A 26,202-nucleotide genomic window follows, 5' to 3' on the forward strand; every position below is an offset into this window, starting at 1 on the left:
CTACTCGATACAGCCGCCCACCACCGTCATTAGCTTCGAATCCAGTAAAAGGGAGGTGCGCGATGGCGTTTCAGAGTCCGTCCAAGGCGTCGGAGTCCACCCAGGAACTGCGCCTCGCGACGACGATGACCGGCGGTGTCAGCCTCGCGATCTGGATGGCCGGGGTGACACGTGAGATCAATCTGCTCGCCCAGGCGTCGCAGTGGCGACTGAGGGGAGGTGACCTTCCCGCCTCGACACTGACCACAGCGGCGGAAGCGTCGCTCAAACTCTATGCCGAATTGATCGATCTGCTCGACGTCGTCGCCGACGTCGACATCCTGTCCGGGACCAGTGCCGGCGGCATCAACGCGGCGTTCCTTGCCTGGTCGCGTGTCAAGGGAGCCGACCTCGGCAACCTCCGCGAGCTCTGGCTCGATCTGGGGTCCTTGACCGACCTCTTGCGCGATCCCACGGACGCCGGCACGCCGTCGCTCCTCTACGGCGACGAATGCATGTTCAAGGACCTCGACGCGCAGATTCCGACATTCACGCACGGACCGTTCTCGATCCAGCCCCGTCCCGATGGCGGCCTCCCATCCACCACGCTCTACATCACGACGACGCTGCTCAACGGCGAGACCAGCAGGTTCACCGACTCCTTCGGCACCCAGGTCCAGGATGTCGACCGACGCGGTGTCTTCACCTTCACCGAGGCCAACCTCACGAGCGGTGACGCCGCATCGGCACTGGCGTTGGCCGCTCGCAGCAGCGCCTCGTTCCCCGTTGCATTCGAACCGTCCTTCATCCCCTTTACCGAAGGAACCGCCAAGACGGGCGACGCGCCCGCCCGGCCGCCGATGTCCCGTTTCACCACCTTCACCCGCCCGCACTGGGTCGCCGATGGCGGGTTGCTGGACAACCAGCCCATTGACGTTCTACTGCAACGAATCTTCGACCGTCCCGCCGAACGGCCGGTCCGCCGGGTCCTCCTGTTCGTGGTGCCCTCCTCGGGACCGACGCCGGCCCTGGAAGAGGCTCCCGGAGACGAACTCGACAAGCCACTCGAGCTCGTTGAGGCGCTGCTCAAGGATCTGACCGCGATGACGTCGCAATCGATCTCAGCCGACCTCCGCGCCATCCGCACCCACCAGGACCGCATGCACGCGCGCGCCAACACGAGACTGCATCTCGCCCAGCTCGCCATAGGTCTGCCGAAGCGCAAACGGTTGCTCACCCCGCAGTTGCTGGCGGACTACACGCGGCAAGAAGCCACCCGGCACGCGCAAACACTCACCGCAGCACTCCTTCGCCAACTCAGCACCTGGCCCGCGTCGAACGGCACAGCGCAGAGCATTCCCACGAAGTGGGAGCCCAACCTGAAGATCGGCGGCGACGCCGAAACCCTCTGCCGCACAAAGATCACCGAATTCATCATGACCCATTGGTCATCCCCCGCAGGCTCACTACCGTCGAGCACAGCGGACCTCTCGCACTACGGCCGGCCGGCTTTCGACCTGGCGAAGGCCTGCGCGATCGCCGTCATTCGGGCGGCCTACCAGCTCGCGACGTCGCCAGACGAAATGGCCGCCGTAGCAGCGACCGCCAAGAACATCTCGGATGCGTGCGGACCGCCGAAAGCGCTCGACCTCGGCGACCTCGTCCAGATGGTCTGCACCAACCCGCAGACCCGCAACGGTTCGCTCGAGGACGTCGCCGGCCTACTCGCCGGGGCCTATCTCGCACACTTCGAACTCGACGGCGACAACAGCGACGCCTGGGAAATGCTGGGCTCTGCCATCGTCAACGGACATCGAGAGCTGACCGCGATTGCCAACCGGACACTGACCATCAGGCGGGCAGCCGACGCCGTCCGCCCGCCTGATGGTCAGCACCTCGATCAGCTGACGACGTATCTCAAATACCTTGCGCCAGGGACCGATGCGGCGACTGTGGCCACCAAGCTGTTCGACCTCGCCGCGACCCAGCGGGCGATGCTCCCCACCGACGCAGACGTCGAGCAGTCGCTGGAACTGATCCAAGTCAGCGCCGATACCCGTTGCCAACTCGCGCCTGATTTTCAGACGGCCGCCCAGAAACTCACCGGCATGCAATTCCACCACTTTGGCGCCTTCTACAAACGCTCATGGCGTGCCAACGACTGGATGTGGGGTCGCCTCGACGGCGCAGGATGGCTGGTACACGCCCTACTCGACCCACGACGCGTGCAGTGGATCGTCCCAACACCCGAAGCTGACGGGGCGGTCAGCCGGGCGCAGTGGTTCGTGGACAAGCTCGCAGCGATCGGGGCGCCCGGCACACCGAGCGCGGGCCCGGCGCCTGCTGCGGTGCTCACAGAACTCCAATTCCTCGACAACCCGGGCCGGCCGATGCCGACCAGCCTTCCCCACACATCCATGTGGCTGGCGCAGTCGTGGCAGAGACGTGTCCTCGACGAGGAACTGGACGCCCTCGCTGATGCCGTGCTCGACCCGCGATCGGGAGAACCTCCGGACTGGAGCCCCGAAACAACTCACAGCTGGGCCGAATCGGTCCGGGCCGCCTCTACCTCTGCCAAATACCGATTCCTACCCGAAAATCCCATTGCCGCTGAAACATTCGCCTCTGATGGGGGCTCCCCACTCATGTCGTGCACCATCGCCAAAGCCGTGGCCACCGTGACCGCGGCGGCCGGTGCCGTCGAACAGGTACCCAACGTTCTCAAGCCACCGCTGAGCGTCGCACGGATGATGACCGTGGGTGCGTATCGCGCCGTATGGTGGGCCAAAGGCAATGCTCGCCGGATCATCATTCTCGGCGCAGCCCTTCTCCTTCTCGGCGCAACACTTCTCGTTGCCGGCGCGGCAGCCGCGCTGCAGGGCTCGATCGCCCTGGGACTGTTGGGCCTCCTCGTCGTCGGCGGGACGGGCGCGTATCTCATCGCTCTGGGAATGTGGCAGCACTCCAGCAAACCGCCACTCGCCCACGCCGCCGACCGGTTCAGGCACGACGATGACGTGCTTCCTGTGCCGGAATCGGATCGACGCTTCCACGTCTCGCTCGCCACACCACGGGCTCGAAGGGCCCGGTCCGTGAGCCGCCCGTTGTCGAGATGATCGCAGGGCGCACCTCGCCCTCTGAATTCCATTGCCTGTCAACCATGTTCACAACGAGCAGTCAGAAATCTGGAAGGGAGCACACCGATGCCTCTACCGTACGGTCCCGGAGCCCACGGAACGGAAATCGAATACTGGCAAGCCTGGTTCCAGCGCCAGTACCGCGCGTACGCGCCGGCAAAAGACCGCGTATACGGCGACAGTGACATCGCCGCCGTCACCGAAATGCAACGGCGCCTCGGACTACCGCAGACCGGCATCTTCGACGACGTGACCGCACAGGCCGCCCACTACGTTCCGCCGCCGCGGAACCTGCGCCCGATCATGTTCACGGTCGAAGGGCACCTGTCGGACATGTTCCGCGGGCCGGCGGCAGACACGGCGACAATCCTTGAGAAGGAAGGTCTTTGCCATCACCAGCCCATCGGCTACAACAACGGAGCGCTCCCGTTCGACAACGACAGCGGGATCAACGAGCTCGCCCGTCTGCTCAGCGCCACCCAGATGGACAACGGCGTGCCGTTTCCGGAGGGCACACCATGGTCGCTCGGCATCTACTCCCAGGGCGCGATCGTGGGCTCGTACTTCTACTTCCGGTACCTACAGCCCGGCCAACCGCTGGCCTGGCGCACCCCGGACCTCAAAGGCGTTCTGGCATATGCCAACCCGTGCCGACAGACCGATTCCATCGCGCCGTGGGCCACACCACGGGTGGCGGCGACCGGCACCCACGGCCTGGACCCGATTCGGCGGTTCGGGTTGCCCGGTTTCCCCATCAAGCCCGACAACTGGATGGACGTCTACCGCGCAGGCGACATCTTCGCCGAGAACAGCGACGACCAGGCGAGCGCGGTCAAAGCGGCTGTCTACGAGGCGGTGATGAACGACTGGATCAGCAACCCGTTCTCCCTCGCGGGGCAGATCGCATTCACGCTCCATGCGCCCTTCGAGGAGGCGGTCGCCGTGATCGAGGCGATGACCAGCGGCGCAGCGTTCCTGGCCAGCAACCCGAACCCGCACTATGCGCCGTTCGAACTCGAGGGCGGCACGAACTGGATGCGGGAACGACTCATCAGCGCGTCCGTTCCGGCTCCTCAGGCCAATCCGGTAGTGGTCTGAACGGCCTCACCGGTCCACGCGGACTTGGATCACTGCGTAACCGCCGCTGGTCCGCCAGCCCGGTCCGGTGGCATCGAGTTCGGCGAGCTGCTCGGACGTCAGGCCGACCACAACTTCCGATTTCAGCGTCCGTAGTGCCGTGACCGGAGACGGAAAGTAGGCCACGGTCTCGTCGAACGGTGTTGTGGCGGGCCAGTATCGGTCTCCGACGAGACGCCGATAGTTGAGGTCGCCTTTCATCACCGTCATCGTGGCGGTCGCGAATTCCGCGGCCAGTTCCCCCGGCATGTCGTGAAACGCCAGTGGCGCACAGAAGAACTTGTGGGTGCGCACTTCGAGGCGGCCGCTGCGCACCGCGTCCCAGAGCCGGTCACCGATCCTGCCGATCTGTGGACGTGACTCTGTCCTCAAGCGCCGGATGACCGCCAGGACGTCGACCATGGTCGCATCCGAGACGTAGTAGGGCTGCGGCTTGACGTACAGCACGATCTCGGCCGCCAAGCGCTGACTGAGCAGACTGTCAGCCAGGACGAGATCCGCCAGCAACTCGCGTCCGGCGTTGTCGGCGACAAGGCAGATGATCGGGTTGTCCTGCGACCTCAGGGCCGACCACAGCAGCGCGCTGTCGTCGACGAGCATGCCCTCCGAGTGCCCCTCTGCGGCCGCGGTGTTCAGCTGGAGCTGGAAGCTGAGGTCGGCACGGTTACCCCACACCGCGGCGACCAGCAGCGCCTGGTGCTGCTGGTCCTCCGATGCGTCCGCCAAGTCGGCGAACGCACTCAGTTCCTGGTCGACTTCTGGTCCCGTCAACTCGGCGTTCTTGACCGGCGCGAACGGGTCGATGCCGCACCAGGTGCCCGCCCCGAAGTAGCCGACAGCCTCCAGCAATCGGCGGTAGAAATAGCTTTCGCTCCAGAGGAACGGCGCCTCACCCCACGGCCGCCCGTACTGCTGCTCACCCCAGGCGAGCCAATCCGCCCGGTCATGAGCGGTCTCGGGCAGCGGCTCGATGACGCCAGTGGTGCTCTCGACGAGAAGCTGTTGCAGCATCGCCTCTTCGGCTGAGGTATACGGCGAAGAGTCCAGGACCTGACGAACCAGCTTGGGGTGCCGGCCATGGAACACGTCCCACTCGAAGGAGCCAGGCGCCGCTGCGGTGATCGTGGGCGCAGCAGAGGTATCCACCACGGTTCGGCTACTTGCTAGGTGCGGAAATAGGGTTCAACCGTGCCGTTGAGCTTGACGACCATCGGATTTCCGCGGCGGTCCTTGGCGGTCGGGACTTCCACCCGCACCCAGCCCTCGGCGACGTCGTATTCGTACACATTGGTCTTCTCGGAGCCGTTGAAGCGGATACCCACGCCACGGATGAGCGCCTCTTCGCTATAGAAGGGGCTGCGCGGATCGATGGAGAGGTGGTTCGGGGGAACGTCTGTGTTCTGATCCTGAGACATGATGGCTTTCGTCGAGTGCTGCGTCGGGTTCTTGGCGGTAATTCTCTAGGAACGTACGCGAGCCTGCCGTAGCGGGTTCGGCGTAGGTCGTGACGGCCCCTCGGCCGAAGCCGTCATCTGATCGTGCGGCAGACCCCGCCGCATCGAAACTGCTTGGCGGTTCCGGCAATTGGGCGCTGGCGTCCGCGCAAAATCCCCATCTACCTCATGCGTCACACCCGTCTCGGAAGTCCACTGGGGACGGGTGTTCACCTGCACACATAACAGTGCCAGCACTCCAAAAGTCGGCCTACCATCGGAATTTATGGGCCCGGTGACGGCAACGCACCAGAGCCTCGCGACAGATCAAACCTCATGACAGAAGGAGGGATGGGCTGATGAAAATCGCACTCGCAATCGCTGCTGCCGCGCTCGCACTCAGCCCCATCGGGGTAGCCCACGCCACGCCAGGACAATGCTTCAACACCCCCTGGGGTGGATACTGCGACGGGCAAGCCGACGGCAACGGCATCTTCAACCATTGCGAAGGCGCAATGGGCTTCAGTAACTGCTTCTACGTCCGCGCCGTGCCCACGGACGTCGACCCGCGGGGCTGGGTACCGCTGACCTGACGCTTCGCTCCCCTGCAGCGGCCACTGCAGGCGGTGTCAGTCCGGTATCAGCTTGAGTTGACGCGCCCTGTCCAGAATGATCCGGGCGCGGTTCAATCGCGGTAAGTCGCTGCCGTCCTTGGGTTTTCCGCCGCGGGCATTGAACTGCTCGACGAACTCGCGCGCCCAACCGATGTCAGATTCGGATGGGCTCAGCCCGGCGTTGATGGTCTCGGCGTCGGACGAGCGCAACGCGAGCTTGCCCGTCATACCCATCTGCCGGGTGAGCGCCACGCCCTCGGCCAGCTGATCGGGATCTCGGGTCGGCCCGTCGATCGGGCCCGGGATGTGGGCCGCGCGCGATGCAACGACCAGCTGGGAACGGCTGTAGGCGAGAGCCAACGGGTCCTGCTCCACGCCGATGTCCAGCGTGTAGTCATTGACGCCGAACGCTATGCGAAAGCACGGTCGCGCGGCAGCGATGTCATGCACGCGCGCCAGTCCTCGTGCAGTCTCGATCAACGCGATCACCGGCGATTCGCCACCGAGCCGGTTTGCGGTATCCCACATGTGGTTTCCGCCCTCGGTCTTGGCCAGCACGACGCCCTTCACACCGCGGCACTCCGCCAGGGCGCGGCAGTCGGCAGACCAGAAATCGCTGGACGCGTCGTTGACCCGGACCCACGCCCGGGCTCCGGAGTTCAGGAATTCGACGACCCGCTCCCGGGCCGCCTCCTTCTCATCGGGAGCGACGGCGTCTTCGAGATCCAGAATCACCTCGTCACAGCTCGTGGTTGCCAGGAGTGCGCCGAGGTCAGGTTCGCGGGACGGATTGACGAGCAGCCAGGAGCGCGAAACCTTCGAGTTGACGGTCATGGCGTCAGGTTAGACGCAGTGGGGTACACGCCGCCCAGAATGCGAGGCTGCACGGCCCCAGGAATGAAAAAGACGGCTCCCGATCTCTCGGAAACCGCCTCTGACCTGCTACTTCATCTGTCGGGCTGACAGGATTTGAACCTGCGACCACTTGACCCCCAGAGTCGAGTTTGACGTTAACTGACGTAAGCCGACGTAAAGAAACTCCAGCTAGACGGCTGTTCCTTTACGTCGGTTTACGGCCATTTACGTCCAGAAATTTGGACGGGTTGCTGTATCGGTTGCTGTACGCCTGGCCGAACCTGGACCACCCTAATCGCGCCACCGTATGGTCACCGTGACGGGGCGGTAGCTCAGTTGGTCAGTAGCTACGGACTCATAATCCGTTGGTCGCGGGTTCAAGTCCCGCCCGCCCCACCACGCAGCTACACGACGTCGTCGCGGTCTGACAGCGTGCCGACCTGCAGAGGATCCAAACGCTGCAGCCCCTTCGCCCGCTGCCGGTCACTGATCTGGGTGTAGATGGCCGTACTGGCCAGATTCTGGTGCCGCATCAGCTCCTGGGTGGTCCGCAGGTCGACGCCGGCCCGCACCAGGGAGGTGCCGAACCAGTGACGCAGCTGATGTGCCGACCCCTGTACTCCAGCCCGGACCATCGCCTCCTTGATCGCGCCGCACACCGACTCCCGGCGCTGGTGCCCGTTATCCACCCCCGGGAACCAGTAGCCGGTCCGCGGCATCTGATACGCGATCTCCACAACCAGGTGGTGCAGCGGCATCGTCGCCACCACGCCCCCTTTCCCCTTGACCGTCAGGGTGCGGTCCACCAGATCGAAATCTTCCGCCTTCACCTTCGCGATCTCGTGCGCCCGCAACCCCTGCAGCGCGGCCAGCAAGATCATCGCGCGTGTCCGCCGGCGCATCACGATGCCCAGGAGACGCCGAAGGTTGGCGTCGGTGATGGGCCTCGGCATCGTGCGCGGCTGCTTGGGCTTGCCGACCCGCTCCATCGGATTGTCCGATCGGTGCCCCATCGTGGTCATCCACGTGAACCACGCCGACAACGCCTGAAAGTACGTGACGCGGGTCCGGGCACTCCACGCGTCGTTGGCCAGCCACTGGGCGATCTGCTGCGGCTGCAGGAACTCCGGGCCGGTACCCGTCTCGTGCGCGCAGCGAGTGACCACCTTGGACCGTTCGGTGACGGTGCGGACGGACAAGCTCTGGGCGTACTGCCAGACCTCCCAATCGGTGATCAGGTCGGGCGGCGCGGGCCGGGAACTGACGACGAACAGCGGGGCGCTCACAACTGCTCCAGCATTGCAGCGGCCGACATGAACGCGCCTGCCGCGACCATTGGGGCATCGGACCATCGCCACCCGCCAGCGGCGATCACCGCCGCTCGCTTCCGTAGACGTTCGGCCGCGTCATCGAACTGCGTCACGTCCCAGGCGATCGTCACCCCCACCAGACGGGCATCCTCGGCCGACAGCCCGTCGAAGACTCCTGCCGCGGCCAGTGCGGTGGCGTATTCGGCCATCACGTCGTGGAGGTCACCAGCATCGCTAGCGGCGCCGGCTGAGGTGATTACGTGTGTGATGTCGATGACGAGATCACGGACCAGTAGGGGGTCGATTCTGTTGTTCACGCGACCGAATGTAACTCGATGTAAAGCTGAATTACCAACTAGCACAATGTAATTCAAGAATGCTGAACCGAGTACAGGATGCTGTAGACGTCCCAGGCGGTTGCGCGCGGTCACAGCGTGTCACCGATCGTCGCTGAGACCGCCAGAGCTCGAGCTACGCCACGAGGGTCGCGCCACCGTATCGCGTCGGCCAGCACCGCGCCTGCGCAGCTACGCAGGGCCCGCCCGGCTTCTTCTTCGAAGCAGCAGCAGTACGCGATGCACTCCACAGCCTTGCGCGCGTCCGGCCAAGTCAGACCTGTCAGCGCGCCTTCAACGTCGAGGATGGCGGCGATACCGCGTAGCACAACGCGATACGCCATCGAGCCGCCGACCGGGGCCAGCGTGAGGTGGTCCAGGGCCGCGGCAACAGGGTCGGCAGGGTCGTCCGGTGGCACATAGTGATTGATGGTCGTCACGTCGGTGAAACTAGCTCTCGACAATCCCAAACATCAAGTGGGACAACTGCTTTGATCAATTGTGCCATTTTGATCAATTGCGCACAGCAGGCAAAAATGCCCACAGAGCCCCAGCAATCCCCACCCGTGGTAACCATCCCCATATGCGGGTCGAAAACCCAATCCGATTGGAGGCGCGCCGGCGTGAGCCAATCAGGCCTTGATCACAGATATCTTCAGCGGGTACACCGCGGCGGCGGTGTCGTTGTCCATCCCCTCCGGGTGCACCGTCAGCATGTAGTCGCCCTCCTCGCGCAATACAAACTGCAGCGGGAACGCCTCATGAATGAACTTGGTGCCGGCGTTCCCGTCCTGCCAACCGCTGAGCAGGACCTGCGCCGTACTCCCATTCTCAGGCTTGCCCGCCCGCAAGTGGACAGTCAGGTACGGCTGCTGGGAGGTGTCGGTTGATTGGTTCTCCGCAAACAGGACGGCACCGATCTCGAAACCAAACTGCTGCCCTGGCTGCCAGTCATCGGCCACCTGGATGTGTACGTCTCGAATGCCGGCATCTGTGATGTTCACCGTGCTGGCCGCTGTAAACGTGGCGCTACTACACAGAATGAAGGAGTTGACGATCATGGCGGCAGTGTATGAAGCTGGACCGCCAGTTTCCGCCCCCACGCCCAGGTCGGCGGGAACAATGTCGAACATGCCCCAGACCGCGTGCACCGAGCAGACCACCGTCATCCTGGCCAACGAGTCACGGCCCGTCCCCGTGTTGATCGAACTGCTGACCAATGCGGTGGCCGGACAACTTCACGGGACCGGTAAAGAACTGATCCGGGTGCACCCCATAGGCGGCACCGCGCTGCCCGGTGAGGAACACCTGATGAAGTGGAAGGTCCGTTACGACTATTGGCCGGCACCGGACACGAGCGAGCCCGACGAAAAGTGAACGCACACCAGGGCCTGCAGGTGTGACGGTCGGCCGGGCCGACCAGGCCAAACGGTCGCTGGCCGAATCCCTTGCGCCGCAGGGCCCGCCGACGTCGTTTTTTCTACTTTCCGCCGGGGGGATCTGACCACACCGCGGCGGAAGGGGCGGCGACCAGGGCCGATGACTTTCGAGGGGCCCCCGGTCAGGCCCCTGACCTGGGGTTATGGTGACGGGGGTCGGGTGGCCCGGCCGCGTTTCCCCAGGTCAGCGACCCGCGGAAGGCGGTGCGCCCCAACCATTTCCGCTGGTCAGCGGCCCGGCAACTTGACGATCTGGACCGGGAACACGGCCGTGAACAGCTTCGGGGTGCCCAATGCGGTGGTCCACTCGATCCGCACGTCGACCGCGTGCATGCGTAGTGGCACCGAGAATGACCGGGCGCGTAACGCCTCATCAAGCGCCGCTTTGTCGCGGTCGTATACCTCGCTGCCGAATCGGAATCGCAGCTGTGTGCCGTCCTCGGTGACGGTGTCCGCCTCGACCACGTGTTCACCCTTGTCCAACGTCGCCGTCGCCTTCACATGGTAGGCAACGTCGTTGCCGCGCTTGACTATCGCGTAGAAGCCGTTCTGTTTCGACACCCACTGCTCCTCCCAGCGAACGTCGTGCCGTTCGGTCTCACGAGCCTCGGAGCGGCGGCTGATGTCGTTGGCGTCCTGCGCGATCTCGCGGGCACCTGTGGCGATGGTGTTGGATTGTCGCGACAGGTCGTTGGCTTCGACGGCCAGGTCTCGGCTCTCGCCGGCAACGGTGATGGATCGCTTGGCGTTGTTGTTGGCGATGTGTGCGTAGACCAGCGCAAGGATTCCGGCGACGCTGCCGATGCCACCAACGATCAACCCCGAGATATCGGCCATGAGCGGAATCTAGCGTGCTATACCGACAGGGTGGTGCGACCTGGACGAATGTCGGGTGCCGTGGTGTATAGTGAGTGCGCTTTACAAGTTGCCCCGTCGGGGGGCGACTAACTTCTACCCCATCGGAGGGTTATTTTTTATGCTGTCACGAATTGCGCGTGAGTTCGCCGCAGAGATCGCTTCCCACGACTGGTCTGACGCTCCGTACCGGCTCGACCGTGCGGGCCACCGCCGCGAAGACGATAGTCCGGCCAGGCGCGTTGCCGAGCCACTCGACCCCACGGAAACTGCTGCCGTCCGGACCAACGTCATGTGGGTGACGGCCCAGGTACTGCGGCACATGGACCCCAACCTGGACCTGCACGAGTACGCCACCGCGTGCGGGGTACCTCGTTCAATCACCCACCGCACCAACGGGTCCCGCAGCGACGTCATCACCTACGGCCTCCGCTGGCACGGCACTGACCACACAAAGCCCTACAAGCCAGGCGCACCGTTGTGGCGGGTTCAGGTGCAGTGCGACGTCGCCAACGCCGTGGTCTTCAAGCGCCTGCTGGACCTGGTAGAGGGCTTCGACCCAATCGAACCGCCAGTCGTTGAGTCGACGGTCGGCTCAACCCGCATCGTCACGGTGATGGTGCGGGACTGGGACGAGGACGCAGCAGGTCGACGGGCCATTGAGGCTATCGAATCGGTCAGTGCGGCGACGGCGGGCGGACCTGCGACGCTGGTTGCCATCGCCGAACAGGACTGAGCTCGGTTCAGTACCGGTTTGCTAGCACGTCGCCAGGTTTTCGCTAGCGACGTGCTAGCCGATTCCGTTCGGCGACAAGGTGTTTCGCCATAGCGCTGGTGCTTGATCGTAGCCGATCTGGCGGCAGGCATCGCTGCAGCAATTGGTGCCGCGGGGCCCGATGAACTGGGTGCCGCACCGTCGACACACTTTGCGGCGCAACGCCTTGTGCCGGCGGCATTTCTGGGCAGGGCTGGGTACCGGGATGGCGCACACGCGGCACCGTCGTGTGGCTGCAGGCTTGGTGGCCGATCTGGCGCGCCGGCAGTCCAGGCAGGTGGCGCGTCCGGCGGGCAGGTTGCGGGGGCTGGACCACATTGGTTTGCCGCAGCTGGCGCACGGCATGTTCGGTTTCTTGGCCACGTCGTTCCCCTTCTGTGGGTGTCGCCCCACCCGGTGAGGTGCTGGGCACCGGGTGGAGCGACGTTCCATAGCGGCGGGGGCGGTCCCCGAATGGCCGTCAAAAGACCGGTCCGCCGCTAGGTCTATTGGGTTGTGCTGCCGTCCATCAGAAGCCACCCGCTCCCTTGAGACCGGATCCGGCTGTGCGAGTCCGGTCCATGTTGAAGGCGGTGACCTGGCCCCACGTCTTGGAATCGACGTTGCCGTTCACCGTGATTGACGCGTCAATGGGTCCGCCGACGTTGGTAGCGGCCGATGGCAGGAAGTCCGCCACCGACGGCAGCGCGCCCATCAGGGTGTCGCCGACGCCCGACATGCCGCCGCCGTCACCCAGCTGGAAGCCACCCAGGCCGCCGTCGCCCTGATTGCCGGGGCCCGGCGATCCCGCGCCGCGGCCGTGCTGGGAACCCATCGGGTCGCCTGCATACGCCCGCTCCCCGTAGGGGTTCAGGCGCGACGGGCCGCTGTTGGTGCCCCAGTTCTTGAGTAATCCGCCAACCCAGTTGGCCGCCGCGGTGCCGGTCTTCCAGATGCCCCACTCCATCGGGTTGGAGAACACCGACCCGTCCAGCCCGAAGGCCTCCAGCGCACCCGACAGCATGTCCTTGGCGAACGACTGCCCGTCGGGTCCGCCGCTCTTGCCGTCGCGGTCGCCCTTGCTGCCCCGGGAGCCGCGGTCAGCCACCTTCTGGTTGACCTCTTCCTGCTTGGCCGCCTGGTCGTCCAGCGCGTCCTGGTGCTCGCGCTCGGCCTTGTTCAGCCGCTCCTGCGCGGCCGCTCGAGCTGACGGCTTGGACTTGGGGTCCGCGTTGATCTCGTCCAGTCGCTTCTGGGCCAGCTCGACCGACTTGGCGGTGTCATCGACCTTCTGCGCGGCGTTGCGCAGTGCGCGGCGCTCCGCGCCCGTCGGGCCGCTGCCCGACCCACCTGCCGAGCCCCCACCGCCGCTACCGCCGAACGAACCGCCGAAGCCCCCACTGCCACCCGCACCCTCCGGGAACATCGCGTCCACGGGCAGGTACATGTGGCGGTCGAACTGAGGGTCGTTCGCGCCGGCCGCGCCAGCCCCCAGGGTGAACACCCCGTTCTTGCCGCCCTGCTCCGCGTTGATACCGCCGGGCAGCGTTGCCGCCATGTGGCCGTCGTTGGGGTTGGGCCCGTGGTCGTACCAGCCGACCGAGAAGTCATCCGGGCCGCCGGTACCCTCCACGAACCCGCGGGCCGCCAGCCACTCAGCCGCGTTCTTCGTGGTCATCAGACCACCGCCGCCACCACCCACAGCGCGATTGACCAGGCGGGCAATGGTTCCCGAGCAGTCCCACCGTGACGCCTGGCTGTAGCCCTGCCCCACAAGCGATTCCGCGTAGTCGAGCAGGCCGCCCTCAGCGAAGGTGGGCAGCTGCTTGAACCACGGCGTCAGGTTGGCACCCCGGTTCATCGCGTCGATGACTGGCCAGTTGGCCCGGGTCGACCGCGCGGTGTTGATCGACTCTTCGTTGGACACACGCACCATTCCGCCGCCCAGCACCTGCGCCAGGATGGAATCGCTTGTGCCGCTTCCCGGTCCGGTGATCCGCCCTGAGCCGTCGACCCGGCCACCCGTCGCGCGGCCGCCGATCGTCCGGCCCGGGGTGACCGGGGCCTGCGGCATGGGGCCGATCTGGCCAGCCTGGACCCGCTGCACCCACGCGCGCAGCGCCGCGTCGTAATTCTGCACCTGCAACTCGATCGGCACCTGGACCGGCGTACTTGCGACCTTCTGCAGGTACGCCTTCCACCGCTCGGTCGCCTCGTCGGTGTTGGCCGTCACCACCACGGTGCCGTCCGGCAACTTCTCGACCTTGTTGCCCAGCTCCTCCAGCCGCCGCTTGAACTCGATGTACTTGTCATCCGGGATCGACACGGTGACCTGCTTGTCCGATTGGACCGACGTGATGGCGGCACCCAACGCGGCGAACGCCTCCACGCCGCGCGCCGTGGTCTGCCAGGTGCCGTTGAGGACCGCGTTCTCGCGCTTCCACGACTCGGCGGCGTTCGTCGCCGTCAACGCCTGGTGGTTCATCTCTTGGTTCATCGTCGCGGCCGACTCCGCGGCGTCGGGCAGCATGTTCATCAGCGTGTCCAGGGACGCAATGACGGGTTGAAAGTTCTTGCCCTCGTTGCGCTTATCCGCCTGGAATGCCTGCTTCTGCGCCGCGTTGTACTCGTCCAGCTTCTTGGTGGCGATGTCCCAGTTGAAGCCCTCCTTCGACAGCGCCTTGGCCAAGTCCTGGTCGTTGACGCCCGCGGCCTTCAACACCTCCAACGCCTTGGCCGACTCGCGGAACTGGTCGTTCTTGCCCTTGTTCTTCTCGACGTCGGCCAGCTGGTTTTGCAGGTTGGTCAACAGCTGCTCCCGTGCCGCCTTGTCGCCGGTCGCGCCCTGCAACAGCACGTTCGGATTCAGCCCGAACGACTGTGCCCGCTTGGCAGCGCCGCTGTCCTCCAACGCTTTCGACATGTCCTTGAGCGTCTGCTCGGACAACCGGCCGGCGGTCATCGTGCCCTTGAGTTCGTCCTCGGCCTGCTTCTGGCGTCGCGCTGCCTCAGCCGCGTCGGCGTGCGACTTGGCTACCGCTCCCATCGCCACCGTCAGGCCGACGGCCGCAGCACCCCACGGGCCGCCGAGCATCGACATGACGCCGCCACCTGCGATCCGCAGGCCCGTCATCGCACCGCTGGCCACGCCCATCGTCCGGCGGAAGTTGCCCGCCTCAGTTGCGCTGCTGCGGTACGCATCACGAATCTGGGTGATGTAGCCGCGCTGCTGGTACACCGTCTCGCCCGTGGCGGTGGTGATACGCGTCATCGTCCGGTGCGTCTCGTCCGCCTGCGACCGCCAGCCACTGAATGCGTTGCCCCACGCCTTCGTTGCCGCCGCGGCACCCTGCATCGCCGGACCCGCCAGCTTGGACTTGAGGTACAGCGCGCCAATCAGAGTGGCGGCCGTCGACAGCCCACCGGGAAGGCTGTTGAGCACCTGCAACAGCAGCTTGGCTGGCGGCTCGATCACCTGAAATGCCAAACCCAGTGCATTCCAACCAGTTACAACGGCGCTACCGACGCCCTTGGCCAGCGCGGCTGCCGCCTTGATCAGGTCGGGGCCGATGTCCTTCACTGCGCCGCTGATGTTCTTCCAGCCGTCAGCGATCACCGCCAACGCGCCGCCAGCGCCCTTGCCCGACTTGATCTTGTCGAGCGCATCCTGCGCCTTCTGCAGCATCGACACCACTTTGTCGCCGCCTGACAACAGAATTGGCTTGATCATCTCGTAGAACGTCAGCCCGACGCCCGATGCGGAGTTGCTGATCTTCTCCAAAACCCCTGGGACGCCTTGCATGTTGGCGGCCGCCATCTTGGTGGAACCGCCCACCTCGATGACCGACTTCTTCATCCGGTCCAGCGTCTCGATGCCCTGGCTGCCGGCGATCATCGCGCCGCGAATCGCGTCGGTGCCGAACACCGTGGCGACGTTCTCCTGGAAATCATCGGGCCGCATACGGCTCGACGCCTCGCCGATCTGCCGGAACAGCTCGCGCATACCGACGAACTCGCCCTTGGCATTGCGGATGTTCAAGCCCAGCGCATCCATCGCCTTGCCGGCCTGATCCGACGGCGCAGCCAAGTGGGTGAGCATCGTCTTGAGCGACGTACCGGCGTCCGATCCCTTGATGCCCGCGTTGGCGAAAAGCCCAAGTGTGGCAACGGTGTCGTCCATCGAAATGCCGAATCCGTGCGCCACCGTGGCGGCCTGCTGCAGGCCCTGCATGAAGTCAGGCACGTCACCGGCTGCCGCGTTGGCGACATTGGCCAGCGCGTCAGCGACGTGGTTGGCGTCCTCAGCCTTGAGCTGGAATGAGTTGATGATGTTGCCTTGCGCCTCAGCGGCAGTCGCCGCGTCGATCGAGGCGGCGGCCGCCAGCCGAAGCGTGCCGGGGGCCGCGCCCAGCGCCTGGTTCATCGTCAGACCCGACTTGGCCAGCTCCAGCATGGCCGCGGCGGCGTCGGCGGCCGTCGCGCCCACGATGGTGGTGTCGGACCCCAGCTTCTGGGCCGTCGCGGACGCCAGCGCCATCTCCTTGGAGTTGGCCCCGGTGACGCCCTGGAGCCGGTTCAGGTTGGCCTCCATGTCGACGCCCGCCGTCACCACCGACTTGAGCGTGGCAGCGAACCCGCCGACACCAGCCAGCGCGGCACCCGACTTGAGCATCGAGCTGAAACCCCTGGTGAACTGCTGGCCCGATGCCACCCCCGCGGCTGCCGCCTGAGCGGACAGCCGCTGCGCCATAGGCACTTTCGCCGCCGACGCAGCGGCAGCCGACGCCGCCGCGTTGGCTTCCTGGGCGACAGACAGAGCTTTGGTCTCACGGGTCAGCGTGGCCGTGGACGCCGCGGCTGCACGCTGCAGCCGCGTCATGTCCTCGTACGCCTTCATGCGCTGGGATTCCTTGGCGCTACTGGAATTCCGCAGCTCGTGGTACCGCTTCTCAGCGACGTTCACCCGCCCTTGGGCGTCGGCTTCCCGCTGCTTCGCCTTTTCGACCGCCAGCGTGCGCTTCTCGACGTCAGCCAGGGCCTGCCGCATCTTGGATGCGCCAGCGTCGACCCCTTGCGCGAGGTGACCACCAATTACCTTGCTCGCCTTGCCGAAACGCCGCTCGGCCGTCGCCGCGACGTTCTCGACGCCGCGAGCCATCTTGGAGGCCTCCGGCATAAGCGGCACCCACACCTGGGCCAGCTCGATACCACCATTACCCGGCACTGGTCGGCCCTTCATTGTCGGCCTTGGCGTCGGCGAACCAGCCGTCGAACAACCCCTGGTAGTCCATTTCGGGCAACTGCACTGCGATGGCTTGGATTTCGGCGGGAACGCCCGCGTACCGCATCCACTCGAACCCTTGGAACATCGTGTCCATCTGGTACAGCTGCCAGAAGAACGCGCGGTCCGGGGTCGGGACGGTCGAAAACTTGGGGAACGGAATCTCGGTGCCGTCAGCCGCGGTGAACACCCACACCGGGGTGCCCTTGGGGTACAGCTTGGACAGCGCATCCGCCATCCCCGACGCCGTCGGCGTGTCGTCCGCGCTGGTCATCGGCTCGGTCTCTACCGGCGCTGCATTCGCAGAATCCGATTTGCGGGGCATTGCCTTTCGTGGCGCGGCCTTACTTGATGCCGTCATCGCATCTCCGTTTCAAAGAGCTGTTCATTGACTGGTGGTGGAGTCAGGTGGCCCGGCGGCGGTGCTGGTCTACACAAGCCAACGGCACACACTGCGGATGGAGGAACGTCGAAAGGCTCCGCGTTCGCCGGGCCACCGTGGTCCGGTCAGGCGATGCGGATCCGTTATGCGTTGTACGGGCGACCGGTGCGGGGATTCACCAGCAAGTCGTGAGATTTGTATGGCAGGCCAGTGAGAGGGTCCAGGCCCGCCGCACGCCACTGCTCCCGCCGGTTGGCCAGTGCCAGCTCTCTGACATCGTTGGGCGACATCCGCGTTGGTGTTTGGTACGCCTTCAGCAGCAACTCGGCCCTTCTCGCCACAAGTTGGCTGACAATCGCCTGACGACCTTGTTCGATAGCGTCACGCGATTCCTGAGCCACACGTTCTGCGACGCGACCGCGCGCAGTGGCGGTAGGCGGATAGATGCTCGGTTGGCGCGCCAGTCGCTCGGCCTCCACCAACACCGTCGAGCGGCCTTGCAACAGCTGTTCGACCACTGGCGGAGGTCGGTAACCACCTGTCTTACGCCGAGCGTCAGCCAACGCGGCCGCCAATCTCGTTCCCATCGTTGTGCCCTTTCTCGCCTTGAGTTCAACTGACGTGGTGTCGTTGGCTCCGTAATTCACAACACTGACGTCGCCCTTGTGCAACGACACCTCAGTGATTGTTCGTAGCGCCGTCTGGTCGTTCGGGAATTCTGTTGTACTGGACCAGGTTTGGGCCTTGACGCGGAATGCGAACGACATCTCGTCCATGTCGCCGCGGCGCATCTTGGCCTCCAGCCGCTGCACGTCGGGGTCCGACCGGTCCAACTTGGCGCTGACCTTCAACCCGTGGGAGTCCACCGACAGCTTGAGGGTGCCGGACTTGGTGCGCGCCAGCGGCATTCCCTCGTGGTTGATCAGCAGCATGAGGTCGGGCGACTCGCGCAGCGTCTTGGTAAACGCCTTCTTGTCGATCTGCTCAATCCAGCCACCGGCCGCCGGTCCGCCGTACATCTCGTACGGCTGCCACGTCGAGGCATAACCCGTCAGCGTCACTTGGCCACCACTGTCATCGGACCGCAGTTCCACTTGATGAATCGGGATGGCGCGGTGCTCCGGCGCATCGGTGATGGCCGTTGGTCGACTACGTTGAATGAACGTCATGCGCCCATCTCCACATCTGCCGCCGGAATCATCCAGCGGCCCAGCTCTTTCCGCGCCACACCTTGCAAGCGGCCGCTGCGGCATGCCTTCCGCACCGCGCCGGGCGTCAGGCCCAGGCGCTCAGCCGCTTCGGTCGAATCCATGAGCTGAGCATTCGCCATCCAGTCGGCCATCGGTCGCGTTGTCGCGTCCACGCGACTTTCCACGCGACTTGCGATGAACTCCTCGAGCTTTCGCTGCGCCGCGGCGATGTCAGGAGGCGTGTTGTGGCCGCGCTTCTTGAGTGCCCAGTCCAGCAGCTTCAGCGCCCCGGCGAACAGCAGCGCATCGTCGGCGTCGAGCCACAGTCCGTCATCCCGCACCAGCCGCCCCCAGGTCGACGGTCTTCAAGACGCCCGGCTCCATGACCTCGATGCGGTGCGTTACAGCGGTTTTCGGGCACGGCAGGTCCGCCAGGACTTGCGCTTGGTTGCGGGAGTGGCGAGGGTCGGGATGCCAGAGCTGTACGTGAGTGCATTGGCAATCAGGGAATTCCACGACGGACGCGACGCGGTGGCCAGCCGAGTAGCGGCCGTCGAGGTCCGCCTCGCCGTTCGGCAGACATTCCAGCAGCTGCCTCTCGACGCTCTCCAGGATCGTGGTCAGCGTTGCCCACTCGAGCATGCCCAGCTCGCGCATCTTTGCCATCACCCCCTGGGTATACGCCGCCTGTCCCGCGCCAACGGCGACCGCGAACTTCAACAGGTCGAGGTGGGTTGCCTGCGTCACCGTGTCGCACCTTCGGTCCGTACCTCGATATCCCCCGGCCCCATCACAAACAGCCGATGTCGGCCGCCGGCCGGGCATTCAACCGACGGCAACTCCTGCGGCCGATTCACCCCGTGATCACGGTCCGGGTGCCACACCCGCCAATGCACGCAACTGCAATCCATACCGAGGTCCACCCGATTGACGACCGGCCAGCCACCTGAAAACCACTGCGGTTCAGGCAGCTTTGCCACCGCCGCAGCCCGTACCCCTTGGCCGAGGTTCTGGAGCAGCACCGTCGTCGCGGCCCGCTGCCACTCCGGGGCGTCCATCCGGTCAACCTGGTCGACCGCCTCCTTCAGGAACTGGATGGCTACCGCCACCGTGTGCTTGAACGCATCGTCGGCGGGGTCAGCGCAACCCTTAGACGAGGGGTTAGCGCAGGGGTTGTTGTCGGTCATTGGTCCTCCCGGGGAACGCGGCCGGCGACAACGCCGCCCGGCCGCTTGTGAGTAGGTAGTGAGTCAAACCAGCTGCGGCACTTGAGCAATGCTGGGCATCGAGCACAAGCGGCCGCCGCCAGGGCGTGACGTTCGGCCACCGCCTCCGGCCGCTCGCCTGCCCGCGCGGGATCGAACATCAGCCAATGCCCGCGACAGGCCGCGCCCTGCATCAGCGGTGCAACGACATCAGCGAGATTCATGCGTCACCTCGCGGGTGCCGTGGCTCGCTCGGGTCGGGGCAGTCAAGGTCGATGAACAACGGCTCTGCACGCCCTTCTGCCGCGTCGAAATCCCCTTCGCGGGCCGATGACCTCAGTTCGACGGGGATTGACCGGCAGCGAGTTACGCAGGGGCAGGGGCGTAACCGTCCGTCGGGCGTCGTGCAGTACTGGCCGGCGTCGGCCCCGCACGAGTCGCACGCAGACTCGAGCGCGCCCTGGTACGCATCGGCGACCGGACCCCGCATCACCCTGGCACCCCGGTAGCAATTGCTAGGCACGTCGCCAAACCTCTGGCGCTAGTACCGTTCCCGGCCAAGGTGACGGCTGCGCCCGCGGACGCTTCGCGCCCTTGGGTCTGGACGAGGTCGCTGATTTGCGTTGTTGGCCGCGCCCGTCGATTCGGTTGGTTGCCGATGGCGGTGGTCATCGCCGTGAATCGCCGCTGCGATGGATGTCGGTGGTGCGCGCCCGACAGCACGACGTGCTCGATCCATCGCGGGTTCGCGAGCGCAGCGAGCGGTTCCGACGATGGGTTGGCAAGCGAGCGCAGCGAGTGCGCTAGCTGCGCGTATGTCCTGTTTTGGGACGTGCCCAAGGTGAGTAATACCGACAACGCGATTTGTCCGGTAGGACACCGGTCGGCAAAACGCAGGTCACCCGTGGTGAACGTGTCCCAGTTCGGGACAACCCCTGTCCCGAACTGGGACAACCGATTACCCCTTGTCCGTATGGACAAGCCGTCTGCGGCGCTTGGCATCACGGTCGTCCTCGCGCAGATCACGCAAGTGCCTGGGGGTGTTCTGCTCCAGCAGCGACACGTAGACGTAGCCGGCGCGTCCGTCGCGCTCGGCACGTTCCCACAACCCCTCACGCACCAACAGGGTGGCAGCGTTCTTCTTGCCCCAAGCACGCACCTGCGCCGCGGGGATGAACCACTGGTCGGGTAGGACGCCGCGGCGGTCGTACACCTGTTGCATTGCCCACGCGCCCGCGTCGTAGTAGAGCAGTCGCGCGGCGGGGGTGAGCTTTCCGTGCTGCTCGCGTTCCTTTTCGCTGATCTGCCAGTACGCCACATCACACCTCACCCACCAGCGTCTTCAACTGCGCAAGCAGCGCGTCAGCTTTGGCGAGGCGGTCGCGCATCTCGACGCGTTCCTCTTGGGTTTCCAGCTGGGCAATGATCAGGCTGTGTTGGTGGTGAATCCGTTCCCGCAGACGGATTTCGGCCTTCGTCAGACGCCGCCACTGTTTCAGGGCTTCGTCCAGAACCGCCGTGTTGGTTTGGTTGGTCAAGCGGTCACCGCCGAGTTCCGCTGTGACGCAACGCTATTGGCTCGACTCACGCCGCTCCACCGGCGTCTTTGAGCAGGTCAACGTATGCCGTTAGCGATTCGACCGTGACGAAGACCCGGCGGCCGATGTTCACCTTGACGATCTGACCTGCGGCGATCCGCTTGTAGAGGGTTGGTTTGCTAATGCCGCCTAGTCGCCGCTGGGCTTCCTCGACCGTTACGAGAAGTTCTGTGTCACTGCCCATTTCATCCCTTTACTTCGGTTTACGTGTACTGGTAAAGGTTTACGTCCAGAGAGGTACGGTGTGGACGTGTCAAGTGGTCGTCAGGACGCGAGAGTTGCCGACCGGCAGAAGATTTCGCGAGGTCGCAGCATTGTTCACCGTCTCAATTTTCCCCTCATCGACACAGCCGTACTCACACCAGAAGGAGAACCGTCGTGACCAAAAACGCCAATGGAGAAGGGTCGATTTACAAGCGGACTCGCGACGGCAAGTCGCTCGGTTATGGGGGTGCCATCACCTACGAGGACGGCGATGGCCGGACACGGCGGCACACTGTCTACGGCCGTACCCGCGCCGAAGTGCGAGAGAAATTGGGCAAGGTGCGCGAGCGGTTGGATGCCGGTGGACCGCCCAAGGACGCATCAGTGACGGTCGGTGCGTGGATGGCCCGCTGGCGCGCTACCACACTGGCTGTATCCGACAGGAAAGAATCCACCCGCGAGCTGTACTCCACCCTGTCGCGTCGGCACCTTGAGCCCGCACCGTTCGGTGACCGGCGGCTCGACAAATTGCGGCCGACCGACGTCGAGGCCCTGGTGTTGGAACTGCGGTCCCGCACCAAGCCGGGCAAGGTCACCGAGGCCGATCCCAAGCCGACTCCTGTTCGCGCCCTGGCCGACAGCACCGTTCGGCAGATTTACACCGTGCTGCGCGCCGGCCTGGACGGTGCGGTGCGCGACGGACTGCTGGCCAAGAACCCAGCCGCTGCTGTCAAGCGGCCGGGAGTGGAGCGGCGCGAAGCGCAGCACCTCGACACCGGCAGGGTGGTGGCGGTCCTCCAGGCTGCCGAACAGTCGCGCTACTACCCGGCACTGGCGCTGATCGCCAACACGGGTCTGCGCCGCGGTGAGGTCCTTGCCCTCCGGTGGGCCGACGTCGACCTGGACGGAGCCAAGCTGAAGGTGGTGGGCACGCTGGGCAGGGTCGGCAAGCGTGGCCTGTTGATCACGGCTCCCAAGACCGACCGGTCACGGCGCACCGTGCCGCTGAATCCCGCGATGGTGACGCTGCTGCGAAAGCACCGGGCATCCCAGGCGGCCGAGCAGCTGCGCGCCGCCAACCAGTGGTCCACGAGCGGCCTTGTGTTCACCACCGAGCTCGGCACGGCGGTCGACCCCCGCAACCTGCTGCGGGTGATTGAGGAAGCCGCCAAGGACGTCGGTGTCGCTGGTATCGGCGTGCACACCCTGCGACATAGCGCGGCGGTGGCGTGGTTGGAGGCTGGGGTCCACATCAAAGCAGTGGCCGACCTGCTCGGGCATTCATCAGTCGCCATCACTGGCGACGTCTACGGCCATACCAGCGATGAGACGGCGCGCGCCGCGGTCGACGGGCTGGCCACCAGCCTGGGCATGTGACTCTGGCCGGGTTGCTGTACCGGTTGCTGTACCGGTTGCTGTACCGGTTGCTGTACATACCCCCGAAGGGTATGAAAAAGGCGGCTCCGGATTTCTCCGAAACCGCCTCTGACCTGCTACTTCTTCTGTCGGGCTGACAGGATTTGAACCTGCGACCACTTGACCCCCAGTCAAGTGCGCTACCAAGCTGCGCCACAGCCCGCGGCGCTGCCGGACGAACCGGCAACGGTTGGAAAGCCTACCTCAGACCTCCCGCCGGACCCTAAACGGGTCCGGCCGCGCGTCGGCGACTAGCGCTTGGCCCCGCGCTTCTCCCGCACCCGCACATTGATCTTGATCGGGCTGCCCTCGAAGCCGAACTCTTCACGCAGTCGGCGCTCCAGGAACCGGCGGTAGCCGGCCTCCAGGAAGCCCGTGGTAAACAGCACGAAGGTCGGCGGCCGCGAGGCCGCCTGGGTGGCGAACAGGATGCGCGGCTGCTTGCCACCGCGCACCGGCGGCGGCGTGGCGGCCACGATCTCCTTGAGGAAGGTGTTGAGCCGTCCGGTCGGGATGCGGGCGTCCCAGGACGCCAGCGAGGTTTCCAGCGCCGGCACCAACTTCTGCACGGCCCGACCGGTTTTCGCCGAGATGTTCACGCGCGGCGCCCACTGCACCTGCACCAGCTCGCGCTCGATCTCCTTGTCCAGCAGGTACCGCCGGTCTTCGTCGACCAGGTCCCACTTGTTGAACGCGATGACGAGCGCACGCCCGGCCTCGATCACCATCGACAGCACCCGTAGATCCTGCTCGGTCAACGGCTGGGAGGCGTCGATCAGCATGACCGCGACCTCGGCGGCGTCGATCGCGCCGTGCGTGCGCACCGAGGCGTAGAACTCGTGCCCACTGGCCTGGCCGACCTTGCGGCGCAGGCCGGCGGTGTCGACGAAACGCCAAACCTTGCCGTCCAATTCGATCAGCGAGTCCACCGGGTCGACGGTGGTGCCGGCGACGTCGTGCACAACGGACCGCTCATCACCGGACAGCTTGTTCAGCAGCGAGCTCTTGCCGACGTTGGGCTTGCCGACCAGCGCAACGCGGCGCGGACCACCTGTCCCGCCGCCCAATTCGGACACCGTGGGCAGCACTTCGAGCACGGCGTCCAGCAAGTCGGCCACGCCCCGCCCATGCATCGCGCTGATCGAGTACGGCTGTCCCAGCCCCAGCGACCACAGCGCGGCGGCCTCGGATTCCACCTTCTCGTTGTCAACCTTGTTGGCCGCCAGGAACACTGGCTTGCCGGAGCGCTGCAGCCGCTTGGCCGCGGCCTCATCGGCCGAGGTCGCCCCGACCACTGCGTCGACCACCAAGATGATGGCGTCGGCGGTACGCATGGCGACAGTGGCCTGCTCGGCGACCAGCATCTGCAGACCCTTGGCGTCGGGTTCCCAGCCGCCGGTGTCCTGCACCATGAACCGGCGCCCGACCCACTGGGCGTCGTACGAAACGCGGTCCCGGGTCACGCCGGGGATGTCCTGCACCACCGCTTCGCGACGGCCCAGGATGCGGTTCACCAGAGTCGATTTGCCGACATTCGGGCGGCCGACCACGGCCACCACCGGGGGCGGTCCCGCGTACTCCTCGAGATCGGTGTCGAAGCCCTCCGAGCCGACCTCCCAGTCACCCTCGTCGAACCACACACCATCGTCGTCACTCATTGACGCACACCTACCTTCTGCTGCACGAGATCCAGCAGATGTGCCACCACATCAGCCTGGGTCATATCACTGGAATCGACGACGATCGCATCATCGGCGGCCTGCAGCGGCGAGACCGCGCGCGTCGTATCCAGATGGTCACGGCGCTGCACATCGGCCAGCACCGCTTCGTAGTTGTCGCCCAAGCCGTTTGCGACGTTCTGCGCATTGCGCCGGCGGGCGCGCTCCTCGGCCGAGGCGGTCAGGAAAATCTTGAGATCGGCGTCGGGCTTGACGACGGTGCCGATGTCGCGGCCCTCGACGACGACCGCGCCGGCCTCAGCGATCAGCTCGCGCTGGCGCCGCACCAGCAGCGTCCGCACGGCCGGGATCGCCGACACGGCGGACACCGCCAGCGTCACCGCTTCGCCACGGATCTCATCCGAAACGTCCTCGCCCGCAAGGTACGACGTGTCGTGGTCCGGGTCGAAGCTGACGGAGAACTCTGTCTTCTCACACACCGAGACGACGGCATCGGCGTCGGCCGGATCGATGCCGGCCCGCAGCACCGCCAGCGTCACGATGCGGTACATCGCACCGGTGTTGATGTGATTGGCGCCGAGTGCGTGCGCCAAACCCGTTGACACCGAGGACTTCCCGGTACCCGCCGGACCGTCGATCGCAATGACGATGGCGTTCACAGGCCCACCGCCTGGTACAGCTCGCCGACTTCCTTGCGCGTCAGCGCCCGCAGGCTGTTGACGCGCTGCTCCCCCAGCGCCACCGTGCCGATGTGGGTGCGTACCAGTTCCTTGACCGGGAAACCCACCGCGGCCATCAGCCGGCGCACGATGCGATTGCGGCCCTCGTGCAGCACGATCTTCACCAACGACTTGCCGGCGGCCATGTCGACCACCGCGAATTCGTCGACATGGACCGGACCGTCGTCGAGTTCCACGCCCTCGCGCATCGTCTTGCTCAACCCACGGGGCACAGTTCCCGCCACGGTCGCCAGGTAGGTCTTCGACACCTCGTACCGCGGGTGCATCAGCCGGTGTGCCAGCTCGCCGTCGTTGGTCAGCAGGATCAGGCCTTCGGTGTCGGCATCGAGCCGCCCGACATGGAAGAGCTTCTTGTTGCCGCGCACGCGATGCTCGACCAGATCGCCGATGCAGGGCCGGCCCTGGTCGTCAGACATGGTGGAGTGCATGCCTTTTGGCTTGTTCAGGGCGAGGTACACCAGGTCCTCGTCGACGAGCACGCGACTGCCGTCCACGCGGACCACCTGCCGCTCGGGGTGAACCCGGGTGCCGAGTTCGGTGACGATCTGGCCGTCGACCTCCACTCGCCCGTCCAGGATCATCCGCTCGGCGACGCGACGGGAGGCAATTCCCGCCTGCGACAACACTTTCTGCAGTCGCACGCCTTCTTCGTTGGCCAT

Annotated in this window: 26 protein-coding genes and 2 tRNA genes; 7 read left to right on the forward strand and 21 right to left on the reverse strand. The window is 65.4% G+C overall.

Annotation, left to right across the window (positions count from 1 at the left end; translation table 11 throughout):
* Window positions 1-62: 62 nt before the first annotated feature.
* Together QRN63_RS26475 and QRN63_RS26480 are read left to right on the forward strand one after the other, a co-directional pair.
* A complete protein-coding gene (locus QRN63_RS26475; protein ID WP_285033851.1) occupies window positions 63-3,095 on the forward strand; it encodes a patatin-like protein in 3,033 nt (1,010 codons plus the stop codon).
* An 87-nt stretch (window positions 3,096-3,182) separates the two neighbouring features.
* Window positions 3,183-4,214, forward strand: coding sequence for a peptidoglycan-binding domain-containing protein (locus QRN63_RS26480; RefSeq protein WP_267317775.1), 1,032 nt, complete (start codon window positions 3,183-3,185; stop codon window positions 4,212-4,214).
* A 6-nt stretch (window positions 4,215-4,220) separates the two neighbouring features.
* Here QRN63_RS26480 and QRN63_RS26485 read toward each other — a convergent pair whose 3' ends face one another.
* Window positions 4,221-5,399 carry a damage-control phosphatase ARMT1 family protein gene (locus QRN63_RS26485; protein WP_285033853.1) on the reverse strand — a complete coding sequence of 393 codons (1,179 nt, stop codon included), beginning with the start codon at window positions 5,397-5,399 and terminating at the stop codon, window positions 4,221-4,223.
* A 17-nt stretch (window positions 5,400-5,416) separates the two neighbouring features.
* On the reverse strand, window positions 5,417-5,668 hold the full coding sequence (locus QRN63_RS26490) for a DUF3297 family protein (protein ID WP_267317777.1): 252 nt from the start codon (window positions 5,666-5,668) through the stop codon (window positions 5,417-5,419).
* A gap of 377 nt (window positions 5,669-6,045) precedes the next feature.
* On the opposite strand from QRN63_RS26490, the gene QRN63_RS26495 reads away from it, so the two are divergent.
* Window positions 6,046-6,279 (forward strand): hypothetical protein, encoded by a 234-nt coding sequence (locus tag QRN63_RS26495; protein ID WP_073696419.1) that lies wholly within the window; start codon window positions 6,046-6,048, stop codon window positions 6,277-6,279.
* Window positions 6,280-6,315: 36 nt separating this feature from the next.
* On the opposite strand, the gene QRN63_RS26500 is transcribed toward QRN63_RS26495, so the two are convergent.
* A complete protein-coding gene (locus tag QRN63_RS26500; protein ID WP_267317778.1) occupies window positions 6,316-7,134 on the reverse strand; it encodes an HpcH/HpaI aldolase/citrate lyase family protein in 819 nt (272 codons plus the stop codon).
* A gap of 342 nt (window positions 7,135-7,476) precedes the next feature.
* Here QRN63_RS26500 and QRN63_RS26505 point away from each other — a divergent pair.
* Window positions 7,477-7,554 (forward strand) — tRNA-Ile (locus tag QRN63_RS26505).
* Window positions 7,555-7,559: 5 nt separating this feature from the next.
* On the opposite strand, the gene QRN63_RS26510 is transcribed toward QRN63_RS26505, so the two are convergent.
* The 4 genes from QRN63_RS26510 to QRN63_RS26525 form a co-directional block, all read right to left on the reverse strand.
* The gene (locus QRN63_RS26510) at window positions 7,560-8,441 is read right to left on the reverse strand and encodes a tyrosine-type recombinase/integrase (RefSeq protein ID WP_285033857.1); all 882 of its coding nucleotides are present in this window, start codon (window positions 8,439-8,441) and stop codon (window positions 7,560-7,562) included.
* Complete coding sequence (locus QRN63_RS26515; protein WP_285033858.1) at window positions 8,438-8,782, reverse strand: hypothetical protein; 345 nt, start codon at window positions 8,780-8,782, stop codon at window positions 8,438-8,440. Before QRN63_RS26515 ends, QRN63_RS26510 begins: the two co-directional genes overlap by 4 nt.
* Window positions 8,783-8,892: 110 nt before the next feature.
* Window positions 8,893-9,240 (reverse strand): amino acid aminotransferase, encoded by a 348-nt coding sequence (locus QRN63_RS26520; RefSeq protein WP_285033860.1) that lies wholly within the window; start codon window positions 9,238-9,240, stop codon window positions 8,893-8,895.
* 192 nt (window positions 9,241-9,432) lie between these two features.
* Entirely contained in the window at window positions 9,433-9,861 is a 429-nt protein-coding gene (locus tag QRN63_RS26525) for a hypothetical protein (protein ID WP_285033862.1), read from the reverse strand.
* Window positions 9,862-9,931: 70 nt separating this feature from the next.
* Here QRN63_RS26525 and QRN63_RS26530 point away from each other — a divergent pair, with 70 nt between their 5' ends.
* Complete coding sequence (locus tag QRN63_RS26530) at window positions 9,932-10,177, forward strand: hypothetical protein (RefSeq protein ID WP_285033864.1); 246 nt, start codon at window positions 9,932-9,934, stop codon at window positions 10,175-10,177.
* Between the two features lie 290 nt (window positions 10,178-10,467).
* Here QRN63_RS26530 and QRN63_RS26535 read toward each other — a convergent pair whose 3' ends face one another.
* Entirely contained in the window at window positions 10,468-11,076 is a 609-nt protein-coding gene (locus QRN63_RS26535) for a hypothetical protein (RefSeq protein ID WP_285033866.1), read from the reverse strand.
* 139 nt (window positions 11,077-11,215) lie between these two features.
* Between QRN63_RS26535 and QRN63_RS26540 the strand changes: the two genes are divergently transcribed.
* A complete protein-coding gene (locus QRN63_RS26540; RefSeq protein ID WP_285033867.1) occupies window positions 11,216-11,830 on the forward strand; it encodes a hypothetical protein in 615 nt (204 codons plus the stop codon).
* Window positions 11,831-12,377: 547 nt separating this feature from the next.
* Here the strand turns inward: QRN63_RS26540 and QRN63_RS26545 are convergent.
* From QRN63_RS26545 to QRN63_RS26585, 9 genes are all read right to left on the reverse strand, one after another.
* On the reverse strand, window positions 12,378-17,087 hold the full coding sequence (locus QRN63_RS26545) for a phage tail tape measure protein (protein WP_285033869.1): 4,710 nt from the start codon (window positions 17,085-17,087) through the stop codon (window positions 12,378-12,380).
* Window positions 17,062-17,403 (reverse strand): hypothetical protein, encoded by a 342-nt coding sequence (locus QRN63_RS26550; protein WP_285033871.1) that lies wholly within the window; start codon window positions 17,401-17,403, stop codon window positions 17,062-17,064. The genes QRN63_RS26545 and QRN63_RS26550 overlap by 26 nt, the downstream gene beginning before the upstream one ends.
* Window positions 17,404-17,654: 251 nt before the next feature.
* The gene (locus tag QRN63_RS26555; protein ID WP_350224477.1) at window positions 17,655-18,764 is read right to left on the reverse strand and encodes an HK97 family phage prohead protease; all 1,110 of its coding nucleotides are present in this window, start codon (window positions 18,762-18,764) and stop codon (window positions 17,655-17,657) included.
* Complete coding sequence (locus tag QRN63_RS26560; RefSeq protein ID WP_285033873.1) at window positions 18,677-19,042, reverse strand: helix-turn-helix domain-containing protein; 366 nt, start codon at window positions 19,040-19,042, stop codon at window positions 18,677-18,679. The genes QRN63_RS26555 and QRN63_RS26560 overlap by 88 nt, the downstream gene beginning before the upstream one ends.
* Window positions 19,032-19,448, reverse strand: coding sequence for a hypothetical protein (locus QRN63_RS26565; RefSeq protein ID WP_285033874.1), 417 nt, complete (start codon window positions 19,446-19,448; stop codon window positions 19,032-19,034). The genes QRN63_RS26560 and QRN63_RS26565 overlap by 11 nt, the downstream gene beginning before the upstream one ends.
* Window positions 19,445-19,888, reverse strand: coding sequence for a hypothetical protein (locus tag QRN63_RS26570; RefSeq protein WP_285033875.1), 444 nt, complete (start codon window positions 19,886-19,888; stop codon window positions 19,445-19,447). Before QRN63_RS26570 ends, QRN63_RS26565 begins: the two co-directional genes overlap by 4 nt.
* A gap of 976 nt (window positions 19,889-20,864) precedes the next feature.
* Complete coding sequence (locus tag QRN63_RS26575) at window positions 20,865-21,224, reverse strand: hypothetical protein (protein ID WP_285033877.1); 360 nt, start codon at window positions 21,222-21,224, stop codon at window positions 20,865-20,867.
* A 1-nt stretch (window position 21,225) separates the two neighbouring features.
* Window positions 21,226-21,444: a hypothetical protein gene (locus tag QRN63_RS26580; protein WP_285033878.1), complete on the reverse strand. Its 219-nt coding sequence runs from the start codon at window positions 21,442-21,444 to the stop codon at window positions 21,226-21,228.
* A gap of 46 nt (window positions 21,445-21,490) precedes the next feature.
* Entirely contained in the window at window positions 21,491-21,688 is a 198-nt protein-coding gene (locus QRN63_RS26585) for a helix-turn-helix domain-containing protein (protein WP_285033880.1), read from the reverse strand.
* A 194-nt stretch (window positions 21,689-21,882) separates the two neighbouring features.
* Here QRN63_RS26585 and QRN63_RS26590 point away from each other — a divergent pair, with 194 nt between their 5' ends.
* On the forward strand, window positions 21,883-23,085 hold the full coding sequence (locus QRN63_RS26590; RefSeq protein ID WP_285033881.1) for a tyrosine-type recombinase/integrase: 1,203 nt from the start codon (window positions 21,883-21,885) through the stop codon (window positions 23,083-23,085).
* A 128-nt stretch (window positions 23,086-23,213) separates the two neighbouring features.
* Here QRN63_RS26590 and QRN63_RS26595 read toward each other — a convergent pair.
* The 4 genes from QRN63_RS26595 to QRN63_RS26610 form a co-directional block, all read right to left on the reverse strand.
* A tRNA-Pro gene (locus QRN63_RS26595) sits at window positions 23,214-23,287 on the reverse strand.
* An 88-nt stretch (window positions 23,288-23,375) separates the two neighbouring features.
* Window positions 23,376-24,782, reverse strand: coding sequence for a ribosome biogenesis GTPase Der (gene der, locus QRN63_RS26600; protein WP_285033882.1), 1,407 nt, complete (start codon window positions 24,780-24,782; stop codon window positions 23,376-23,378).
* Entirely contained in the window at window positions 24,779-25,462 is a 684-nt protein-coding gene (cmk, locus tag QRN63_RS26605; RefSeq protein ID WP_285033883.1) for a (d)CMP kinase, read from the reverse strand. The genes der and cmk overlap by 4 nt, the downstream gene beginning before the upstream one ends.
* Window positions 25,459-26,202: a pseudouridine synthase gene (locus QRN63_RS26610; protein WP_267317781.1), complete on the reverse strand. Its 744-nt coding sequence runs from the start codon at window positions 26,200-26,202 to the stop codon at window positions 25,459-25,461. Before QRN63_RS26610 ends, cmk begins: the two co-directional genes overlap by 4 nt.

The organism is Mycolicibacterium sp. lyk4-40-TYG-92 (assembly GCF_030209435.1).
Taxonomy (GTDB): Bacteria; Actinomycetota; Actinomycetes; order Mycobacteriales; family Mycobacteriaceae; genus Mycobacterium.